Source organism: Pseudomonas sp. 21615526, assembly GCF_013386245.1.
GTDB lineage: Bacteria > Pseudomonadota > Gammaproteobacteria > Pseudomonadales > Pseudomonadaceae > Aquipseudomonas.
In genome coordinates this window covers 86,682-107,587 of sequence record NZ_JACAOM010000006.1, presented here as the reverse complement: position 1 = coordinate 107,587, position 20,906 = coordinate 86,682, and the positions used below count along the sequence as shown (strand labels likewise).

At 62.0% G+C, this 20,906-nt stretch carries 20 protein-coding genes; 10 read left to right on the top strand and 10 right to left on the bottom strand.

Going from position 1 to position 20,906, the window contains the following annotated elements; all coding sequences use genetic code 11:
• Positions 1 to 66 precede the first annotated feature (66 nt).
• Entirely contained in the window at positions 67 to 690 is a 624-nt protein-coding gene (locus HX786_RS02565) for an HAD family phosphatase (protein ID WP_178911681.1), read from the top strand.
• Here HX786_RS02565 and HX786_RS02560 read toward each other — a convergent pair.
• A complete protein-coding gene (locus tag HX786_RS02560) occupies positions 687 to 1,592 on the bottom strand; it encodes a LysR family transcriptional regulator (RefSeq protein ID WP_102368413.1) in 906 nt (301 codons plus the stop codon). The genes HX786_RS02565 and HX786_RS02560 overlap by 4 nt on opposite strands.
• Positions 1,593 to 1,695: 103 nt before the next feature.
• Here HX786_RS02560 and HX786_RS02555 point away from each other — a divergent pair, with 103 nt between their 5' ends.
• Entirely contained in the window at positions 1,696 to 2,865 is a 1,170-nt protein-coding gene (locus tag HX786_RS02555) for an aspartate aminotransferase family protein (protein WP_177054117.1), read from the top strand.
• Positions 2,866 to 2,930: 65 nt separating this feature from the next.
• Here HX786_RS02555 and punR read toward each other — a convergent pair whose 3' ends face one another.
• Positions 2,931 to 3,863, bottom strand: coding sequence for a DNA-binding transcriptional activator PunR (gene punR / locus HX786_RS02550; protein WP_003218855.1), 933 nt, complete (start codon positions 3,861 to 3,863; stop codon positions 2,931 to 2,933).
• 122 nt (positions 3,864 to 3,985) lie between these two features.
• Between punR and punC the strand changes: the two genes are divergently transcribed.
• Positions 3,986 to 5,179, top strand: coding sequence for a purine nucleoside transporter PunC (gene punC / locus HX786_RS02545; protein ID WP_102368415.1), 1,194 nt, complete (start codon positions 3,986 to 3,988; stop codon positions 5,177 to 5,179).
• On the opposite strand, the gene HX786_RS02540 is transcribed toward punC, so the two are convergent.
• Both HX786_RS02540 and HX786_RS02535 read right to left on the bottom strand, forming a co-directional pair.
• Complete coding sequence (locus HX786_RS02540) at positions 5,176 to 6,009, bottom strand: nucleoside-binding protein (RefSeq protein WP_177028733.1); 834 nt, start codon at positions 6,007 to 6,009, stop codon at positions 5,176 to 5,178. The two genes, punC and HX786_RS02540, sit on opposite strands and share 4 nt — an antisense overlap.
• A gap of 144 nt (positions 6,010 to 6,153) precedes the next feature.
• A complete protein-coding gene (locus tag HX786_RS02535; protein ID WP_178911680.1) occupies positions 6,154 to 7,104 on the bottom strand; it encodes a LysR family transcriptional regulator in 951 nt (316 codons plus the stop codon).
• A gap of 172 nt (positions 7,105 to 7,276) precedes the next feature.
• Between HX786_RS02535 and HX786_RS02530 the strand changes: the two genes are divergently transcribed.
• Entirely contained in the window at positions 7,277 to 8,788 is a 1,512-nt protein-coding gene (locus HX786_RS02530; RefSeq protein ID WP_177008099.1) for a nucleobase:cation symporter-2 family protein, read from the top strand.
• 54 nt (positions 8,789 to 8,842) lie between these two features.
• Here the strand turns inward: HX786_RS02530 and HX786_RS02525 are convergent, their stop codons facing one another.
• Together HX786_RS02525 and HX786_RS02520 are read right to left on the bottom strand one after the other, a co-directional pair.
• A complete protein-coding gene (locus HX786_RS02525; protein WP_003218843.1) occupies positions 8,843 to 9,775 on the bottom strand; it encodes a proline iminopeptidase-family hydrolase in 933 nt (310 codons plus the stop codon).
• Between the two features lie 94 nt (positions 9,776 to 9,869).
• On the bottom strand, positions 9,870 to 10,634 hold the full coding sequence (locus HX786_RS02520; protein WP_008437673.1) for a LuxR family transcriptional regulator: 765 nt from the start codon (positions 10,632 to 10,634) through the stop codon (positions 9,870 to 9,872).
• A 182-nt stretch (positions 10,635 to 10,816) separates the two neighbouring features.
• On the opposite strand from HX786_RS02520, the gene HX786_RS02515 reads away from it, so the two are divergent.
• Genes HX786_RS02515 through HX786_RS02490 form a run of 6 tightly spaced genes read left to right on the top strand, consistent with a single transcriptional unit; the run spans position 10,817 to position 16,996 of the window.
• The gene (locus tag HX786_RS02515) at positions 10,817 to 11,704 is read left to right on the top strand and encodes a proline iminopeptidase-family hydrolase (RefSeq protein ID WP_178911679.1); all 888 of its coding nucleotides are present in this window, start codon (positions 10,817 to 10,819) and stop codon (positions 11,702 to 11,704) included.
• 3 nt (positions 11,705 to 11,707) lie between these two features.
• A complete protein-coding gene (locus HX786_RS02510) occupies positions 11,708 to 12,655 on the top strand; it encodes an ABC transporter permease (RefSeq protein ID WP_003218838.1) in 948 nt (315 codons plus the stop codon).
• Positions 12,652 to 13,509 carry an ABC transporter permease gene (locus HX786_RS02505; protein WP_003218837.1) on the top strand — a complete coding sequence of 286 codons (858 nt, stop codon included), beginning with the start codon at positions 12,652 to 12,654 and terminating at the stop codon, positions 13,507 to 13,509. The genes HX786_RS02510 and HX786_RS02505 overlap by 4 nt, the downstream gene beginning before the upstream one ends.
• Complete coding sequence (locus HX786_RS02500) at positions 13,506 to 14,462, top strand: ABC transporter ATP-binding protein (RefSeq protein WP_102368420.1); 957 nt, start codon at positions 13,506 to 13,508, stop codon at positions 14,460 to 14,462. The genes HX786_RS02505 and HX786_RS02500 overlap by 4 nt, the downstream gene beginning before the upstream one ends.
• Complete coding sequence (locus tag HX786_RS02495) at positions 14,459 to 15,430, top strand: ABC transporter ATP-binding protein (protein ID WP_003218833.1); 972 nt, start codon at positions 14,459 to 14,461, stop codon at positions 15,428 to 15,430. Before HX786_RS02500 ends, HX786_RS02495 begins: the two co-directional genes overlap by 4 nt.
• Positions 15,431 to 15,481: 51 nt before the next feature.
• Positions 15,482 to 16,996 (top strand): ABC transporter substrate-binding protein, encoded by a 1,515-nt coding sequence (locus HX786_RS02490; protein ID WP_178911678.1) that lies wholly within the window; start codon positions 15,482 to 15,484, stop codon positions 16,994 to 16,996.
• A 140-nt stretch (positions 16,997 to 17,136) separates the two neighbouring features.
• Here HX786_RS02490 and HX786_RS02485 read toward each other — a convergent pair whose 3' ends face one another.
• The 4 genes from HX786_RS02485 to HX786_RS02470 all read right to left on the bottom strand — a co-directional run bounded on the left by HX786_RS02485 (position 17,137) and on the right by HX786_RS02470 (position 20,836).
• Complete coding sequence (locus HX786_RS02485; RefSeq protein ID WP_003218829.1) at positions 17,137 to 17,877, bottom strand: YciK family oxidoreductase; 741 nt, start codon at positions 17,875 to 17,877, stop codon at positions 17,137 to 17,139.
• A 189-nt stretch (positions 17,878 to 18,066) separates the two neighbouring features.
• Positions 18,067 to 18,738: an N-acetylmuramic acid 6-phosphate phosphatase MupP gene (gene mupP / locus HX786_RS02480; protein WP_003218827.1), complete on the bottom strand. Its 672-nt coding sequence runs from the start codon at positions 18,736 to 18,738 to the stop codon at positions 18,067 to 18,069.
• Between the two features lie 4 nt (positions 18,739 to 18,742).
• Positions 18,743 to 19,441 (bottom strand): bifunctional 2-polyprenyl-6-hydroxyphenol methylase/3-demethylubiquinol 3-O-methyltransferase UbiG, encoded by a 699-nt coding sequence (gene ubiG / locus HX786_RS02475; protein WP_003218825.1) that lies wholly within the window; start codon positions 19,439 to 19,441, stop codon positions 18,743 to 18,745.
• A gap of 63 nt (positions 19,442 to 19,504) precedes the next feature.
• Positions 19,505 to 20,836, bottom strand: coding sequence for a TRZ/ATZ family hydrolase (locus HX786_RS02470; protein ID WP_003218823.1), 1,332 nt, complete (start codon positions 20,834 to 20,836; stop codon positions 19,505 to 19,507).
• Between the last annotated feature and the right edge of the window lie 70 nt (positions 20,837 to 20,906).

The window sequence follows — 20,906 nt, the reverse complement described above, 5'->3', positions numbered from 1 at the left end:
CCGCTTTTTTGTGCGCGTCATGCCAGACTGCGGCCGTTATCACACCCACGCTAACGGAGGATCTAGATGACGATTCGTGCAGTCGTTTTTGATTTCGGCGGTGTCCTGTTCGACTGGAACCCGCACCATCTCTACCGCCAGCTGATTACCGACGAACGGGAGCGCCAACGGTTCCTGGACACCGTCTGCACCCAGGCCTGGAACACCGAGCAGGACGCCGGGCGCAGTCTGGCTGAGGGCACCCGCGCGCTGATCGCCGAACATCCTCAGCATGCACCACTGATCCAGGCGTACTACGACCGCTGGCACGAGATGCTGCGTGGTTCATTGCCGGAGGGCGTGGCGATACTCGAAGCGTTGCATGAGGCGAAGATGCCGCTGTTCGGCCTGACCAACTGGTCCGCCGAGACCTTTCCCTATGCCCGTGCCCACTATCCCTTCCTGCAGTATTTTCGCGACATCGTGGTGTCCGGCGAAATCAAGCTGATCAAGCCCGATCCTGCTATTTACCACGCCAGCCTGGCGCAGGTGCGCGCCCATTTGCCGGATATCCAGCCGGGTGAAGTGGTGTTTATTGACGACGTAGCCGGCAATACCGAGGCGGCTACTGCGCTGGGTTGGCAGGGGATTCACCACGTGTCTGCCGCGCAGACCCGGGAGCGCTTGATCGAGCTGGGGGTGAGCCTCTAGCGCGCCCATTTCTCCATGACGAAATCCACGAACGCCCGCAGCTTGGGCAGGCGATAGCGGTCCTGGGCGTACAGCAAATGCATGGGCCGGCTGGGCAGTTGGTAGTCCGTCAGTAATGCCACCAGTTTTCCGGCCCGCAGGTCTGGCTCGACCAGGGCGTCAGGCAGCATCACGATGCCCATGCCTTCCAGGGCAGCCTGGCGCAAGGCCTGCGAACTGTTGATGGTCAATGAGCCGGAAACCGGAATTTCCACTTCGCCCTCTGCGCCGCGCATTCGCCACAACTTGTCGGCGTTGCGCCAATCGTCGGTCGCCGGGTAAGCGAACGCCAGGCAGTCATGTTGCTGCAGATCGTCGGGGCGTTGAGGTGTGCCACGGCGCGCCAGGTACTCCGCAGAGGCGCAGAGGGTGATGGTGTAATCCTGCATGGGGCGGGCAATCAGGCTTGGCGCGTCCAGGTCGCCCAAGCGGATGGCCACGTCGAAGCCGCTGTCGACCATGTCCATCCGCTGGTTGCTCAGCACCACGTACAGCTTGATCTGTGGGTAGCGCTGGGAAAATTCGCTGAGCGCCGGTGCCAGGCGTTCGGTGCCAAAGGCCGGTGGTGCGGTGATCCGCAGCAGCCCCTTGGGCACGTCACTGTTGGCTTGTTCGGCCATCTGCTCGGAGTCGGCCACCAGGCCCAGCACCTCCAGGCAACGCTGGTAATAAATCCCGCCAAACTCGGTCAGGCTTTGCTTGCGCGTGGTGCGCTTGAGCAGGCTGACCCCCAGCCTTTGTTCCAGCGCGCGCAGGTGATTGCCGACCATGGTGGTGGACATGCCGCACGCCTGCGCTGCCGCCGTCATGCTGCCGGCTTCCACCACTTTTACGTACACCGTCATCGCCTGGAACAGATCCATTATCAAGCCCTGGTTTAAAGTGATCGCAGTGTTGTGCAGTTTATCCAGCTCGGGTGGCTAACGATACTGGTGCCATCACTACGATGCACTGGAGCCTGATGCCATGACCGCCGCCTGCCTGATGACCACTTATCAACCGTCGCCCCTGAGCTTTACCCGAGGCCTTGGCACGCGCCTGTGGGACCAGCAGGGCCGTGAATACCTGGATGCGGTGGCAGGTGTGGCGGTGACCAACGTCGGTCATTCCCACCCGCGGCTGGTAGCGGCCATCAGTGAGCAGGCCGGTTTGCTGCTGCACACCTCCAACCTCTACAGCATCGACTGGCAGCAGCGCCTGGCCCAGCGCCTCACCCGGCTCTCCGGGCTGGACCAGGCGTTCTTCAACAACTCCGGTGCCGAAGCCAACGAGACGGCGCTGAAGCTGGCCCGGCTGCATGGCTGGAAAAAGGGCATCGAACAGCCGCTGGTGGTGGTGATGGAGAATGCCTTTCACGGGCGCACCCTGGGCACCCTGTCCGCCAGCGACGGGCCTTCCGTGCGGTTGGGATTTCAAAAACTGCCGGGGGACTTTATCAAGGTCGGCTTCGGTGACTTGAAGGCACTGGAGGCCGTGACCCGGGAGTTTGGCCCGCGCATTGTTGCGGTGCTGCTTGAGCCGATCCAGGGCGAAAGCGGCGTGCAAGTCGCGCCGCCGGGCTATCTGAAAGCCTTGCGCGAGCACTGCACCCGGCAAGGCTGGTTGTTGATGCTCGATGAGATCCAGACCGGGATCGGCCGTACAGGTCGCTGGTTTGCCTTCCAGCATGAAGGCATCGTGCCGGACGTGATGACTTTGGCCAAAGGCCTCGGCAACGGTGTGCCGATTGGCGCGTGCCTGGCCCGGGCCGCTGTTGCGCAACTGTTTACCCCCGGCAGCCACGGCAGCACCTTCGGCGGCAACCCGCTGGCCTGCCGTGTCGGTTGTACGGTGCTGGAGATCATCGAAGAACAAGGCCTGCTGGACAACGCGGCGCAACAGGGTGAGCGGCTGCTGGCGCGCCTGCGGGTGGAATTGAACGAGCATCCCCAGGTGCTGGCGATTCGCGGGCAAGGGCTGATGATCGGCATCGAACTGGCAACGCCTCAGCGCGACCTGGCCCAGCGTGCGGCGCAAGAGCATGGCCTGCTGATCAACGTCACCCGGGGCAAGATCATCCGCCTGCTGCCGCCGCTGACCATCGATGCCAAGGAAGTGGAGATGATCGTGCGCGCACTTTCCCGGCTTCTGGACTAAACACGGATGAGGCTGACGCGGAGCGTCACTGGCTGCATTCCCACGCAGAGCGTGGGAACGATCAGTCAAACGGGGTAGCCGGAGCCCACCTGCACCCCGTTCAGCCATTCCTGGTTCAGGGTCTCGGTATCCCCCAGGTAATCCAGCAACCAGGCCATGGCCGGCGACAGTTTGTTCTGTGCCCAGGCCACGCACGACGGGCTGGCAGGGAAGGGCCGGGACAGTTGCAGGGCGCTCAGCTCGCCGCGCTCGATCCACGGCTGCACCAGGTGCGCCGGTGCCATGCCGACGCACAGGCCATCCCGCAGGCAATCAATCGCCGAAGCCCAGTGCGGCACCACCAAACGACGCTGGTTATCCAGGGTCCAGGTGTCGCGCTTGGGCAGGTTGCGCGAGGTGTCGGTCATGCACAGGGAGGCGAAGGGCCGCAGTTGGTCATCGCTGAGCAGGCCTTCGACCGCTGCCAGCGGATGCCGGCTGCTGACCACGCACAGCCAGTTCAGCAGGCCCATGTCACGAAACGTGAATTGACTGGCCACCGGCACCGCGCTGGTGGCGCCGATCACGATATCGGTGCGGTCATCGGCCAGGGCATCCCACACCCCGTTGTACACCTCGTAATCCAACAGCAATTCCACCTCCGGGAACTGCCGATAGAAATCCAGTACCAACTGCCGGCAGCGCTGCTGTTTAACGATGGAGTCCACCGCGACTTTCAACTGGCCACTCCAGCCATTTGCCACTTGCTGGCACAGCCGGCGGGTGCCGAGCATTTTTTTCATGACGCCGCGGGCTTCGTCGATGAACAATTTACCCGCGGGTGTCAGCTCCACATCCCGATGCCGTCGGACGAACAGCGGCACCGCCAGCCATTCTTCAAGTTGCCGCACTGTGTAGCTGATGGCTGACGGCACGCGGTGCAGTTCCTGGGCGGCGGCGCTGAAGCTGCCGTGGCGGGCCACTGCATCCACCACATCCAGGGAATATTCAGACCACATGGGGTTTGCCTTCAAAATTATTGATAAGAGTGTCCAATTATTATCGCTTCACAGGGATTTGCTCAGCTTCATAATAGGCGCCAGTCAGCAAATAGTTTGATGGCAGGTTATACAAGGCTTCAATGAAAAATTCTTTTGGATTCACCTGGTACCTGGCGGGGCTGAGCATGCTCGGCTATCTGGCCATGGATATGTACTTGCCGGCGTTTGGCGCCATGGGCGAGCAACTGCAGATTTCCCCCGGCGCGGTGGGCGCGAGCCTGAGCATTTTCCTCGCCGGCTTTGCCGTCGGGCAGTTGCTGTGGGGGCCGCTATCCGACCGGTTGGGACGCAAGCCGGTGCTGCTTACGGGCCTTTCACTGTTTGTGCTCGGCTGCCTGGGGATGTTCTGGGTCGAGACCGCACCGCAGCTGTTGGCCTTGCGTTTTGTCCAGGCGATTGGCGTGTGTTCCGCCGCCGTCAGTTGGCAGGCGCTGGTGATCGACCGCTACCCGGCGGACAAGGCCCATCGGGTGTTCGCCGGCATTATGCCGCTGATGTCACTGTCTCCGGCCCTGGCGCCATTGCTGGGAGCGCTGATGCTGAATCACTGGGGCTGGCAGGCGATTTTCGGTGTGTTGTTGGTGGTTTCGCTGCTCCTGCTGCTGCCTACGTTGTTTCTCAGGCCGCTGCCGAAACGCCTGACAACCGACGGCGAACCGTCCCGAATCGGCTATGGGCAATTGCTCAAGTCGCGGGTGTTCACCGGCAACGTGATGATCTTTGCCGCATGCTCGGCCAGTTTCTTCGCCTGGCTTACCGCCTCGCCGTTCATCCTTGGCGGGATGGGCTACAGCCCGAATGACATCGGCTTGAGCTACGTATTGCCAACGCTGTCGTTCCTGATCGGTGGCTACAGTTGCCGCAGTGCGTTGCAGCGGTTCCAGGGCAAGACTTTGTTGCCGTGGCTGCTGCTGGCGTACTGCATCAGCATGGTCGCGCTGTACCTCGTCGCGACCTTGACCGTGCCGACGCTCGCCACCTTGCTGATTCCGTTCTGCCTGATGGCCCTGGTCAATGGCGCCAGCTACCCGATCGTGGTGGCGAATGCACTGATGCCGTTTGCGGAAAATTCCGGCAAGGCGGCGGCATTGCAGAACACCTTGCAGTTGGGGTTGTGCTTCCTGGCGAGCCTGATCGTGTCGTCGATGATCGACCAGCCGCTGTTGATCACTGCGATCGTGATGCTGGCGACCGCGCCATTGGCCGTGTTGGGCTACTGGCTGGCGCGACCGAAGGTCGACGATGGCGATGCCGACCTGGTGCGCGCCCGCTAGAACGTCACTTCCATGTTCACCGTCGGCGTTGACGTGCGGCTACCCCGGCCGCCGTCCACGCCGAACTTGTTATGCCAATACTCATAGCCGACGCCCAGGTAGAGATTGGGCTTGACGCCTTTGCCCGGACGCACCGCCACCATCAGCGCGGTGCGCATCAGGGTTTCCGGCGCGGTGTCGCGGCCATGGAAGTCTTCGCCCTTTTCCCCGACGTGATTGATAAACCCCTGAAACTTCGCCCCGTGGTTGCCGATCTCGAAAGGCCGCATCCAGGTCAGGTTGAGCATGTAGGTATCGTCGAAGGTGTGATCGGGTTCTTTCGCGCCAGGGATGCCGGAATGGTTTCTTTCCTTGTAGTACATCAGGCTCAGGTCCAGCACGCCGACGGTGTTGAACTTCAAGGTCGGGCCAATCACCAGCGCACGTTTTTTCGCCGACGCCAGGTTGTTGTTGCGGTTAGCATCAAAGCCGAAGGTCAGTGCGTAATCCTTGATCACCCCGGTGCCCAGCGGCACATCGAATACCCGTGAGGCGTACAGCTGGTGCCGGTACACCGCATACACTTCGCTGCCGCCGTGGTCGGTGCCCTTGCGTGGGTCGCGGCTGTCGGACAGGAACACATCGAGGTTCAGGTAGTTGCTGCCGTACTGGTAGCCGCTGGCGTGGGTGAAGCTGTAGATGCGCTTGCTGAATTCATCCGGGTTGTTCGGGTTGGTGAACTGCTGGCCGTAGCGAAATCCCAGGCTGTTGTTCATCCATTCCAGCGCGACAGCCTCCCCGCCGCCGAACAGGGTGAGTAATACGGTTGCGCCGTGCAGTGCCTTTTTCATTGTTTTAATTCCTTTGGCGTTTTGGCTCATGGCGACCGCGCAAGGGTCGCCGGGCGCAGTATCGGCACATCCGTTGTGGGTTCCAAAGAACAGAATCTCGCCTGGGCCGATGCCGAAACGGCAGCACTGAAGCTGGCCTGAGAGTCAGGAAATACGTGGCGCCGAGGGCGTTTCCTGATGTTCGCGCAAACTGATTTCTTCACTGAGCAGATGGGCCATGGCTTGCACCGCCATCGGCAAGTCTCGGTCTTTGCGGGCGTACAAGCCCAGGTCGCTGAAGATCCCGCCCTGGTCGCTGAGCGGAATGTGCAGCAGTTCGCCGCGGGCTAAATCCACCTCCACGCCAATGCGCGTCTGGAACGCGATGCCCAGTTGCTGGCGCGCCAGTTGCCGGGCCAGCTCCATCGAGTTGCTGTGCAGCAGTGGCTTGTTCGTCGCCGCCGAACGCTTGTGCAGCGGTGCGATCAGGTGGTGAACCGAGAGCTCGCTCTTGGCCTGGATCACCCCGTGTTCACAGCAGCGCGCGTAACTCACGCTGCTTTCACCGGCCAACGGATGCCCCGGTGCCATCAACGCCCCCAGGCGGAAATGGCCGACACACACCTGGATGGTTTCGCTGCTGCGCGGTAAGGCAAAGGCCAACCCCAGGTCAGCCTGGCCGTTGACCACCGCACCGGGAATCGATTGCGAACCTTGTACCGTGACGCCAATGGTCACTTTCGGATAACGCTCACGCATGCGCTTGAGGGCGGCGGGCAGCAGCTCCACAGTGGCGCCTTCCACCGTGGCGATTTCCACGTGGCCGGTCTGCACACCGTTCAAGCCATCCAGTTCACCGCGCACGCGCTCCACGTCCTGCAACAGGAAACTCACGTGGCGGGTCAGGATTTCCCCGGCCGCCGTCAGGCGCAGGCCGCCGGGCAGGCGCTCGAACAGCGCCGCGCCCACCTCGTCTTCCAGCTTGAGGATCTGCCGGTTCACCGCCGAAGACGCCACGTTCAGGCGGCGCGCGGCTTCGCGGATCGAGTGGCAGCGGCGAACCATGTCGAAGTAGTAAATCGCCGGGGCGTGGATGCGCAGCTTGCGGTTGAGCATTTTTTTCAAGTCCTTGTGCGCAGCGCTTCGAGCCACGGGGCAGGGCGGCTGAATGGATTTTTGTAACGGCGTTCAGGGTGTTCTTGTGAAAATGATTGTATACAACTCTATGGACATCCAATCTTTCTATTGCATACAGTGAGTGCACAACAAAAACAGAGAACCCCTCACCATGACTATCCCGAAGACGTCACCGCAGCGGCCAGAAGATGAGAATCTCGGCGTCGCGGCCAACATGGCTTACGGCCTGCAGCATGTGCTCACCATGTACGGCGGCATCGTGGCTGTACCGTTGATCGTCGGCCAGGCGGCCGGGTTGTCGCCGGCCGATATTGGCCTGCTGATCGCTGCCTCGCTGTTTGCCGGAGGCCTGGCTACGCTGTTGCAAACCCTGGGCCTGCCGTTTTTCGGCTGCCAGTTGCCGCTGGTGCAAGGGGTGTCCTTTGCCGGGGTGGCGACCATGGTGGCGATTGTTGGCAGCGACGGCGCGGGTGGCATCCCGGCGATTCTCGGGGCGGTGATGGCCGCCTCCCTGATAGGCCTGCTGATCACCCCGGTGTTCTCGCGAATCACCAAATTCTTCCCGCCGTTGGTCACCGGGATTGTGATCACTACCATCGGCCTGACGTTGATGCCCGTCGCCGCCCGCTGGGCCATGGGCGGCAACAGCCGCGCCGCAGATTTCGGCAGCATGCCGAACATCGGCCTGGCGGCGCTGACCCTGGTGCTGGTATTGCTGCTGAGCAAGATCGGTAGCGCGACCATCTCGCGACTGTCGATCCTGCTGGCGATGGTGATCGGCACGGTTATCGCGGTGTTCCTCGGCATGGCTGACTTCTCCAGCGTGACCCAGGGCCCGATGTTCGGCTTTCCCACGCCATTCCATTTCGGCATGCCAACCTTCCATCTCGCGGCGATCATTTCCATGTGCATCGTGGTCATGGTGACGCTGGTGGAAACCTCGGCGGACATTCTGGCGGTGGGTGAAATCATCGACACCAAGGTCGACTCCAAGCGCCTCGGCAATGGCCTGCGTGCGGATATGCTGTCGAGCATGTTTGCGCCGATCTTCGGCTCGTTCACCCAGAGCGCGTTTGCACAGAACGTCGGGCTGGTGGCGGTTACCGGGGTCAAGAGCCGTTATGTGGTCGCCACCGGTGGGATATTCCTGGTGATCCTCGGCCTGCTGCCGTTCATGGGGCGGGTGATTGCGGCAGTGCCGACTTCGGTGCTGGGCGGGGCCGGGATCGTGCTGTTCGGCACCGTGGCTGCCAGTGGTATCCGGACCTTGTCCAAGGTTGATTACCGCAACAACATGAACCTGATCATCGTCGCCACTTCCATCGGTTTTGGCATGATCCCGATTGCGGCCCCGAGTTTCTACGATCACTTCCCGAGCTGGTTCGCGACCATTTTCCACTCGGGGATCAGTTCGTCAGCGATCATGGCGATCCTGTTGAACCTGGCGTTCAACCACTTCACCGCGGGCAACTCGGACCAGCAGTCGGTATTCGTTGCCGGGACGGAACGCAGCCTGTGCTTCCAGGACGTGGCGGCGTTGCGGGACGGGGATTACTTCAGCGGCGGCAAGCTGTTTGATGCCGAGGGCAAGGAAATTCCATTGCTGGAGGAAGTGCCGAAGAAAGCGGCGGTGCACGGCAGGGCGCAGACCAGCGAGGTGTAACAGCCACAAAGAGTCCAATGTGGGAGCGAGCAAGCCCGCTCCCACATTTTGATCTCAGCCAGTCTTGAGCGTTCTGTGGGGCACCGAACAAGCCTCATCCAAAAACTGCACCACCGTCCCCATGCACGCCTGTCGCTCTTCAACATGCGGCATGTGGCTGGAGTCTTCGAACAGCGCCCAGCGCACATCGGCGATCTCATCCAGGAACGGCTTGACCACCAGCGGCGTGGCCTCGTCATGGCGACCGGAAATCACCAGGGTCGGCACATTGACCTTCGACAGCCGACCGATCACGTTCCAGTCTTTCAAGCTGCCAATTACATGGAATTCCGTCGGGCCGCTCATGGCGTGATACACCGTCGGGTCCGAATCCACCTGGGCGAATGTGCGGGCGACTTCTTCCGGCCACGGATTGACCCGGCACACGTGCTGGTCATAGAAAATCCGCGAGGCGGCCAGGTACTCAGGGTCCTGGTAGGTGCCGGCCTGTTCATGCTTGAGCAAGGTCTCGTGCACGCCTTCAGGCAGTAGCTTGCGCAGGCGGTTGGCCTCGGCAACCCAGGTACGCATGCAGGTCGGCGAGTTGGCCGGAATAAATGCACGCAGGCCCTTGGGTTGCAGGATGGCGTGTTCGCTGCCGAGCATGCCGCCCCAGGATTGACCCAGGATCGCGTAGTTGTTGCTGATCTGCAGGTGGTCCAGCAGGTTGTCCAGTTCTTCGAGGAACAAGCCGACGGTCCAGAATGAAGGGTCTTTGTCAGGCAGGTGGGTGGAGCGGCCGTTGCCCAGTTGGTCGTAGTGAATGACCGCGTGGCCACTGGCGGCTACGTCCTTGTAGGCATCGACATAATCATGGGTACAACCCGGGCCACCATGGAGGATGACCAGCGGCGTGAGGCCGCTGTCCAGGTCGCCGGTTACCCGATACCAGGTCTGGTAGTCGCGAAAGGCCGCATAGCCTTCGCGGATTGTTTCGATGAATTCCATTTCGTGCCCTGCCCTGAGAAAAAGTGATCAGGTACACGATAGTCGGCACAGAAAGTTTAAGTAACTAGCAAAACAGCTAGGTTTTTCCTTCGGATCAGTCTTCCAGCAGCCGGTAATGAGTGGCCCGTACCACCGCTTGCACCCGGTTCTTGGCCCCCAGTTTGTGCATGGCCGACGCCAGGTGCAGGGTAACCACTGCCAGGGAGCGGCTCAATTGCGTGGCGATTTCGGCGGCGGTCAGGCCGTCGGCGGCCCATTTCAGGCATTCGCGCTCACGCTTGGTCAGGCGGATATGCGGGTAGGAGCGCAGTTCCTTGCTGAAAAGCGGGTAGGCCGCTTCCTGCAAGGCGTGGGTAATCAGGCTGAATTCCGACAGCGTCTGGCGGGCGTCCTGCAACACGGCGCTGGCCTTGCCGGTGCGCAGGCCGGTCAGCGAGGCGAAGCCGCCACGGGGCAAATGGATCGGCACGCTGACGCCGCAGGTCATCTGGCGGTCGTGCAGGTAGCTGGAAACCGGGGCGTGGCAGGGGTCGATGATTTTTTGCAGCGCGGTATCGGCCTTGGCCTCGTAGGACCACACAAACGGTGAAACCGTCGACAGTGCAAGGTGTTGCACCGGATCGATCTGATAAAAGCCGGAACTGCACCACAGGTTGTACCAGTCGGGCGGGGTATTGCGCAGTTGCAGCACAGAAGGGGTGATCAGTGCACCATTATGGTCAATGGGCACGGGGGTGTAGTCGTAGACCAACGCATCAAAACCCAGGTCCTGGGCCAATACGAGGGTGTTGTCCATCTGTTCATCCAGGCTCCTGCCGGGGATGAGACGGTCATTAAACGCAGTTAGCCTGGCCAGCATCCGTTCTGCTCCCGATTTCATTTGAATCTCGTCTTGCTGCAAGTAGAATGCCACGCCCCGGCGAAGGACTGCCAGACCAAACCTATAAGAATTACCAGGTTATGGACACGCGGCATCCTCGGTAGTGTTGGCCTCTAAACGGCCACTCTCCACAGGGCCGACACACAACAAGGAATGTATGCATGTGGCGTGAAATTGCCCCCGACCAGCGGTACAACGTGCAGGTCGATGGCCACAACCTCGTGGCCTATAGCTTTGGCGAAGGCGATGAGGTGTTGCTGTGCCTCAATGGCGGCCCCGGGCTGCCTTGCGACTACTTGCGCGACGCCCATGGCTGGCTCAAGGACAGTGGCCTGCGAGTGGTTGCATTCGACCAGCTTGGCACGGGCGCTTCAGCCAGACCGACCGATGTTTCGCTGTGGGAAATCAGCCGTTATGTCGAAGAAGTCGAAACCGTGCGCCAGGCCCTTGGCCTTGGCCGCGTGCACTTGCTGGGGCATTCCTGGGGCGGATGGTTGGGCATCGAGTACGCCATTCACTACCCCGATGCGCTGAAAAGCCTGATCCTGGAAAACACCGTCGGCGACATTCCGCACCTGTCCCTCGAGCTGGAACGCCTGCGCGGCGCCCTGGGCAGCGAAACCGTGGCGATGATGCAACGCCATGAAGCCATGGGTACCCTCGATCACCCGCAGTACCAGGCCGCCATCACCTTGCTCAACTACCGCCACGTCTGCCGCCTGGACGAATGGCCGGCGCCGGTCCAGCGTTCCCTCGGCGACTGGAACATGGGGCCCTACGAAACCATGCAGGGTCCAAACGAATTTCTCTACATCGGCAACCTCAAGGACTGGAACCGCATCCCCGAGATGGGCGAGTTCAAGATGCCGATACTGATCACCACCGGCCAGCACGACGAACTGACCCCGGCCTGCGCCATGCGCATGAAAAGCGCGGCCCGGCACGCCGAGCTGCACGTGTTCCCCAACAGCAGCCATATGCCGTTTTACGAAGAGCCCCAGGCATACTTCCCGGTGCTGCTGGACTTCCTCGCTCGTCATCGAGGCTGACGGATGAACCTGGCGCGTTACCGTTTTGTGCTGTCCCGGCCGCTGCAATTGCTGCCGGTGCTGTTTGGCATCAGCCTGATCACCTTTGTGCTGGTGCGCTCGATTCCCGGCGACCCGGCGCGGGCCCTGCTGGGTTCGCGCAGCACCCCGGACGCCTTGCTGAAGATCCGCGCCCAGTATGGCCTCGACCAGCCGCTGTGGCTGCAATATTTCTACTTCCTGAAAAACCTGCTCAAGGGCGACCTCGGCCAGTCACTGCTGTACAAGGTCGACGCGCTGAAACTGATCGTCACCCGCATCGAGCCGACCCTGTTCCTGGTGCTCGGCAGTGTGCTGCTGGCGCTGTTGATCGCCGTGCCGCTGGCTACCGTGGCTGCGCGTAATAAAGGTGGCTGGGCGGATAACCTGATCCGGCTGTTCACTACGGTGGGCCTGGGCATGCCGGCGTTCTGGCTGGGCTTGATGTTGATCCTGTTGCTCAGCGTGCAATGGGGCCTGTTCCCGGTCTCCGGGTATGGGCGCACCTGGCTGGACAAGGCGCACCACATGGTTCTGCCGTGCCTGACCATCGCCCTGGCGCTGTCGGCGGTGCTGGTGCGCAACCTGCGGGCGAGCATGTTGATGGAGTTGCAGGCTGACCACGTTACCGCCGCCCGGGCGCGCGGGTTGTCGGAGGCGGCGGTGTTTCGTCGTCATGTGCTGCCCAATTCCCTGGTGCCGGCGGTGAACCTGCTGGCGGTGAACATTGGCTGGCTGATCAGCGGCACGGTGGTGATCGAAAGCCTGTTTGCGATTCCCGGCATCGGCCAATTGCTGGTGCGCGGCATCTTCACCCGCGACTACATGGTGGTGCAGGGCGTGGCGATGGTGCTGGCCTGTGCCACCGTGCTGGTCAACTTTGTTGCCGATGTGGTGACGGTCACGCTGGACCCGCGAGTGAAGATGCAATGAGCAGCCGCCCATTGATCGCCCCGTGGCGCCTGCGCCTGCGCTTCGGTTTTCGCAATGGCCGGCTGACGGCGGCCTGGGGCCTGTTGATTCTGCTGACATGGCTGGCGCTGGCCGTGTTCGCCCCCTGGATCGCACCCTTTGACCCGATTGCGCAAAACACCGACATCAGTTTGCTGGGTCCCAGCCAGGCCCATCCATTTGGCACGGACAACTACGGGCGAGACATCCTTTCGAGGGTGATCTGGGGCGCACGCATCGACCTGCAACTGGCGGTGGTCGGGGTGATCTTTCCGTTCCTGATCGGCACCTTCGTCGGTGCGGTGTCCGGCTACATCGGCGGGCGTTTCGACAGCTTCTGCATGCGGGTGATCGACGTGATCCTCGCGTTCCCTTTCCTGGTGCTGATGCTGGCGATCATGGCCATTCTCGGCCCGGGTTTGAAAAGCTTTTACATCGCCATGGCGCTGGTGGGCTGGGTGTCCTACGCGCGGCTGATCCGCTCGCAGATCCTGGTGCTCAAGGAAAGCGACTTCGCCCTGGCCGCCAAAAGCCTGGGCTTTGGCCATGGGCGCATTCTATTCCGGCATTTGTTGCCCAACGCGATGTTCGGTTCGATTGTGTTCTCGATGTCTGACGCAGTGCTGGTGCTGCTCAACGGCGCAGCGGTCAGCTACCTCGGCCTGGGCGTACAACCGCCGACCGCCGAGTGGGGCACCATGGTTGCCGAAGGCCAGGCGTTCATCACCACCGCCTGGTGGATTTGCACCTTCCCGGGCCTGGCCATCGTGACCCTGGCCATGGGCTTCAGCCTGCTGGCCGATGGTGTGGCGCAAGTGCTGGGGGATCGCTCATGAGCCTGTTGCAGGTGCAGGACCTGAGCGTCATCGCCAATAACACCGGGCGCGACGTAACGTTGGTGGACCGGGTGTCGTTCGACCTGGCCGAAGGTGAAATCCTCGGCCTGGTGGGCGAAAGCGGTTCGGGCAAGACCATGGCCTGTCGCGGGCTGATGCGCTTGCTGCCGTCCCCGAGCCTGCGGGTGCAGGGCGGTTCGGTGCGCCTGGCGGGCCAGGACCTTCTGCAGCTGGATGACGCCGGCATGCGCGCGGTACGCGGTGGGCAACTTGGGATGATTTTCCAGAACCCCAGTAGCCACCTCGACCCGTTGATGCGCATCGGCGAGCAGATCGCCGAAGGCATCCGACTGCACCAGGGCGCGTCGAAAAAGGAGGCGCGCTTGCAGGCTATCGAAGTGCTGCGCCAGGTCGGCATTCCCGATCCCCAGGCGCGGATCGACAATTACCCCCACGAGTTTTCCGGCGGCATGCGCCAGCGGGCAATGATCGCGGTGGCCCTTGGCTGCAATCCCAAGGTGCTGATTGCCGACGAACCGACCACCGCCCTCGACGTGACCGTGCAAGCCCAGATTCTGAGGCTGTTGCTGGACCTGCGGGACCAGCGTGGCCTGTCGATCATCATGATCACTCACGACCTGGGCGTGGTGGCGCAAACCTGCGACTCCATCGCCGTGATGTACGCCGGGCGCCTGTGCGAACACGGCAGCAAATACGAGCTGCTGGCACACCCGCAACACCCTTACACCGCCGGCCTGATCGAGTGCCAGCCCGCCACCAGCAGCGGCCACGCCCTGTTGCGCACCATCGCCGGCCAACCGCCATTGCTCGACGCATTGCCCAAGGGCTGCCGGTTCAACCCGCGCTGCCCGCAAGTCGGCAGCTTGTGCACCGAGCTGCTGCCGGAAGGCGCGCGGGTGGCCTGTCACTATCCCCTGGGAGTTCGCCCATGACGTTGTTGCAGGTGAATGACCTTGAGGTGCGTTTTGCCGCCGCCGGCAGCGGCCTGTTCGGCCTGAATAAACAGTGGGTGAGGGCGGTCAACGGGGTGTCGTTGACCCTGGCCGCCGGTGAAACACTGGGTTTGGTGGGCGAGTCCGGCAGCGGCAAAAGCACATTGGGGAGGGCGATCCTGCACCTCAACCCCATCAGCGCCGGGCAGGTGGTGTTTGACGGCATCGACATGGCCCACGCCGGGCCGGTCGATATCGCCCGTTTGCGGCACGAGACGGCGATGATCTTCCAGGATCCCTACGCGGCCCTGAACCCGCGGCTGACCATCGGCGAAACCATTGCCGAAGTCCTGCGGGTGCAGCGCAAGGTGGCGTCGGAAAACATCCCACGCCGGGTCGACGAATTACTCGATCTGGTAGGCCTGCGCCCCGAGCTTGCCAGCCGCAAGCCCGGCTCCCTGAGCGGCGGCCAGTGCCAGCGCGTCGGCATTGCCCGGGCGCTGGCGGTGGAGCCGCGGCTGATCATCGCCGACGAATGCGTGGCTGCCCTGGATGTGTCGATCCAGGGCCAGATCATCAACCTGCTGCTGGAACTGCAACAGCGCATGAACCTGGCGATCCTGTTTATCGCCCACGACCTGGCCATCGTCCGCCGCCTGTGTGATCGGGTGGCGGTGATGTACCTGGGGAAAATCGTCGAGGAAGGCCCGGTGGAGGCAGTGTTCACCACGCCCCGTCACCCCTACACGGCGGCGTTGATCCAGGCGATCCCGGAGATTGATCCGTACCGCCCGCTGCCCAGCGAGCCCTTGCCGGGCGAGCCACCCAGCCCGTTGAGACTGCCCAGCGGTTGCGCCTTTCACCCGCGTTGCCGACATGCACGCGCCGTGTGTGCCGAGGTATTGCCGCCGACTCACGTTGTGCAAACGCATCGGTACAGTTGCGTGCTTGAAGAACCTTTGCTTTGAACCCTTCCTGCCGATCATGAACAACCGCCGTTATAGACAAGGAGTTATGACATGCAATCCCGTCACTTGAAGTTGCTCGCCGCCGCCACACTCACCGCCTGGTCGCTGACCGCCGGTATTGCCCACGCCGCAGGTGTGCTGACCATCGGCTGCCGCGAAGACAGCACCACGTTTGACCCGATCAAAAGCGCGCAGAACCGCGATACCTGGGTGTTCGCCAACGTCTACGACACCCTGGTGCGCGTGGACAACCTGGGCACCAAGATGGAACCGGGGCTGGCCGAAAGCTGGGACATTTCCAAGGACGGCCTGACGTACACCTTCAAACTGCGGGCCGCGAAGTTCTCGGATGGCTCGCCGATCACTGCTGACGATGCCGCCTTCAGCCTGTTGCGCATTCGCGACAACAAGGCCTCGCTGTGGAGCGACCCGTTCAGCCTGATCAACACCGCCAAGGCCAGCGACCCGCAAACCCTGGTAGTGACCTTGAAAACCCCGGCGGTGGCCTTCCTCTCGCAACTGGCTTCGCCGACGGTGTCGATCCTGTCGGAAAAAGCCATGACCAAGATGGGCGAAGACGCCTACTCGGAAAACCCGGTGACCTCCGGCGCGTTTATCGTGGACGAGTGGCGCAAGGGCGATCGGGTGATCCTGAAGAAGAACCCGAACTTCTGGCAAGCCAGTAACGTCAGCCTGGATGGCGTGGAGTGGGTGTCGGTCACCGACGACAACACCCGCATGCGCATGGTGCAGAACAACGAGCTGGACACGGCGATCTTCGTCCCGTTTTCCCGGGTTGAAGAGCTGAAAAAAGACAAGAACGTGGTGGTGCACTCCGATCCGTCCACCCGTGAAGATCACCTGTTGATCAACCACGCCCACGGCCTGCTGGCCAAGCCGGAAGTGCGCCAGGCGCTGGACATGGCCATCGATAAACAATCGCTGGTGAAAACCGCCACCTTCGGCCAGGGCACCGTGGCCTATTCCTACATCCCAAAAGGCTCGCTGTACCACTACGCCAACAACCTGCAACGCCCGTATGACCCGACCGAAGCCAAGAAGCTGCTGGCGGCTGCCGGCGCTCAGGATTTGAAGCTCAACTACGTGGTCAACGCCGGCAACGAAGCCGACGAGCAGATTGCGGTGATGATCAAGGATCAACTGGCCAAGGTCGGTGTGACGGCCAACCTGCAAAAGGTTGACCCGACCCAAAGCTGGCAGATGCTGGTGGACGGCGATTACGATATTTCGGTGATGTACTGGACCAACGACATCCTCGACCCGGACCAGAAGACCACCTTCGTGCTGGGCCACGACACCAATCAGAACTACATGACCCGCTACAAGAACGACAAAGTGAAGGACCTGGTGGCGGCCGCGCGGATCGAGGCGGATCCGGTCAAGCGTGAGCAGATGTATGTGGACCTGCAGAAAATGGCGAAACAGGATGTGAACTGGATCGACCTGTACTACAGCCCGTACATCAACATCTCACGCAAGAACGTGAGCAACTTCCTGCAAAACCCGTTGGGGCGCTTCACGCTTGAGGAAGTGGTGAAGAACTAAGTTCTAGAGATCACCGCAATACAAATGTGGGAGCGGGCTTGCTCGCGAAGGCGGTGGATCAGTCGATATCTCTGTTGACTGACACTCCGCCTTCGCGAGCAAGCCCGCTCCCACATTAGGTTGTACTGTGTTCCAGATACTTATTGCGCGTCAAACGCCTGCCCATTGATGCCGGTACTGTCCGGCCCCATCAGGTACAGGTACACCGGCATGATTTCCTCCGGTGTCGGGTTATCGGTCGGGTTCTCCCCTGGATACGCCTGGGCCCGCATGCTGGTGCGGGTGGCGCCCGGGTTGATGCTGTTGGCGCGCACCGGTGCGACGTTGTCCAGCTCGTCCGCCAGGGTTTGCATCAGCCCTTCGGTGGCAAACTTCGACACCCCGTAAGCCCCCCAATAAGCCCGGCCCTTGCGGCCCACGCTGCTTGAGGTGAACACCACCGACGCATCCTGGGACAGCTTGAGCAGCGGCAACAGCGTGCTGGTCAGCATGAACATCGCGTTGACGTTCACATGCATCACCCGCATGAAGTTCTCGCCGGACAACTGCTCGATCGGCGTGCGCGGGCCGATGATCGAGGCGTTGTGCAGCAAACCGTCGAGGTGGCCGAACTCCTTTTCGATCATCGCTGCCAGCTCATCGTATTGATGGGGCAGGGCGGTCTCCAGGTTGAACGGGATCACCACCGGCTGCGGTTGGCCGGCGGCTTCGATTTCGTCGTAGACCTGGGCCAGGTTGGCTTCGGTCTTGCCCAGCAGCAGCACGGTGGCGCCGTGGGCAGCATAGGTTTTGGCCGCCGCTGCGCCAATCCCGCGACCGGCGCCGGTGACCAGGATGACCCGGCCTTTGAGCAGTTCTGGACGTGCGGAGTAATCAAACATAAACAACCTCGACAAAGTTCACAGAAAATCCATGTGATTGATTGCGGCTAAGGCTGGCCAAGGCTTCTGTGGCGAGGGAGCTTGCTCCCGTTGGGTTGCGAAGCAGCCCCAGCTTTTCGCGACTGCTGCGCAGTCGAACGGGAGCAAGCTCCCTCTCCACAAAATTGCAGCAACCTCAGGCAGTCCCGATCAGCAGCTGCACAGCGCGCTGTCCAGCACTTTGCGCAATTCCAGCGGGTGATCCACCACCACATCGGCACCCCAGTTGCGCGGGTTGTCGTCCGGGTGGATATAGCCGTAGGTGACCGCCGCGGTGCGAGTGCCGGCGTCGCGGCCCGACTCGATGTCCCGCAGGTCATCCCCCACGAACAGCACGCTGGCCGGGTCCAGGTCGAGCATCTTGCACGCCAGGATCAACGGTTCCGGGTCCGGCTTGCTGTTCTTCACGTGGTCCGGGCAGATCAGCAGCGCCGAGCGCTCGGCCAGGCCCAGCTGCTGCATGATCGGTTCGGCAAAGCGCAGTGGCTTGTTGGTGACCACGCCCCAGATCAGCCTGGATTTCTCGATATCCACCAGCAGCTCCTCCATGCCCTCGAACAGCTTGCTGTGGATCGCGCAGCCCTTGAGGTAACGCTCGAGGAATTCCTGGCGCAGCTCTTCAAAGCCCGGGGACTCGGGGTCCATGGAAAAGGTCACGGCGACCATCGCCCGGGCGCCGCCGGAGATTTCATCGCGGATGTGCTGGTCGTTGATCGGTGCCAGGCCGCGGTCAGCGCGCATGGCCTGGCAGATGGCGATAAAGTCTGGCGCGGTGTCCAGCAGGGTACCGTCCATGTCGAAAAGAACCGCTCGCAACTTCACAGGCTTACTCCTCGCGCAGGGTCTGGATCATGTAGTTGACGTCAACGTCGCTGGCCAGCTTGTAGTGCTTGGTCAGCGGGTTGTAGGTCAAGCCGATGATGTCCTTGACGGTCAGCCCGGCCTGACGGCTCCAGGCGCCCAGCTCGGAAGGGCGGATGAATTTCTTGAAGTCATGGGTGCCGCGGGGTAGCAGCTTCATGATGTATTCGGCACCGATGATCGCGAACAGGTACGCCTTCGGATTGCGGTTGATGGTGGAGAAGAATACCTGGCCACCGGGCTTGACCATGCGGAAGCAGGCGCGGATCACCGAGGACGGGTCCGGCACGTGTTCGAGCATTTCCAGGCAAGTGACCACGTCGAACTGCCCGGGCATCTCTTCGGCCAGCTCTTCGGCGGTGATCTGCCGGTATTCGACGTTCACGCCGGACTCCAGTTGGTGCAACTGGGCCACGGCCAATGGCGCTTCGCCCATGTCGATACCCATCACGGTGGCGCCGCGCTGGGCCATGGATTCACTGAGGATCCCGCCGCCGCAACCCACATCCAGTACCTTCTTGCCGGCCAGGTTGACGCGCTCGTCAATCCAGTTGACCCGCAGCGGGTTGATGTCGTGCAGGGGTTTGAACTCGCTTTCGCGGTCCCACCAGCGATGGGCGAGGGCTTCGAATTTGGCGATTTCAGCGTGGTCGACGTTGCTCATGGGGAATCCTCTAAATCTGATAAAACGTTTTGCCGGCCCTGGCATGCGTTGCCAGGGCGGGTGTTATTCGCTGTGTCCGCTGATGCGCTGGCCCCAGGCGATGGCCGTGGCGCACAACTGTTGTTCATCCAGGCGGGTCAGTTGCCGGTCGTCGAGCAATTGCTTGCCGCCGACCCAAAGGTGTTTCACACAATCGCGTCCGGTGGCATATATAAGCTGTGAGACCGGATCGTAGATCGGTTGTTGCGCCAGGCCCGACAGGTCGAAGGCCACGATGTCAGCGGCCTTGCCGACTTCCAGCGAGCCGATTTGACTTTCCAGGCCCATGGCCCGGGCGCCGTTGAGGGTGGCCATGCGCAGTGCGCGGTGGGCATCCAGGGCGGTGGCCGAGCCGGCAACGGCCTTGGCCAGCAGCGCGGCGGTGCGGGTCTCGCCCAGCAGGTCGAGGTCATTGTTGCTGGCCGCGCCGTCGGTGCCTACTGCCACATTGACGCCGGCTTGCCACAGGCGTTCCACCGGGCAGAAGCCGCTGGCCAGTTTCAGGTTGGATTCCGGGCAATGGATCACGCTGGTGTTGCTTTCTACCAGCAAAGTCAGGTCGTCATCGCTGATTTGGGTCATGTGAACGGCCTGGAAGCGCGGCCCCAGCAAACCCAGGCGGCCAAGCCGTGCCAGCGGGCGTTCACCACGCTGTTCAACGGACTGCTGCACTTCGAAGGCGGTTTCATGCACGTGCATGTGGATCGAGGCGTCCAGTTCCTCGGCGATCACCCGGATTTTTTCCAGGTTTTCATCGCAGACGGTGTACGGCGCGTGCGGGCCGAAGGTGATTTTGATCCGTGGGTGATGCTTGAGGTCGCCGAACAGCTCGACGCCCTGGCGAATCGCCTCGTCGGCGTCAGCAGCGCCGGGTATCGGGAAATCCAGGATCGGGATGGCGATTTGCGCACGCATGCCGCTGTTGTGCACCCGTTCGCTGGCGACTTTCGGGAAGAAGTACATGTCCGAGAAACACGTGATGCCGCCCTTGATCTGCTCGGCGATGGCCAGGTCAGTGCCGTCGCGGACGAAGGCTTCGTCGACCCACTTGGCCTCGGCGGGCCAGATGTGGTTTTCCAGCCAGGTCATCAGCGGCAGGTCGTCGGCCAGGCCGCGAAACAGCGTCATGGCCGCGTGGCCGTGGGCGTTGATCAGGCCGGGGCTGAGCAGCATGCCCGGCAGTTCACGCACTTCGCTCGCTGCGAGCTTCAAGGCCGCGGCGCGTGGGCCGATAAACGCAATGCACCCGTCACGAATGCCCAGGGCGTGCTCCTTGAGCACTACGCCGGCAGGCTCGACAGGTACCAGCCAGGTGGGCAGCAGCAATAAGTCGAGCGGGGCGGCAGTCGGTGTCATCGAGGGCAGTTTCCCAGGCATCTATAAAGAACGGCGAAGTATACCCGAGCGTCCTGGCTGGCGGATCGCT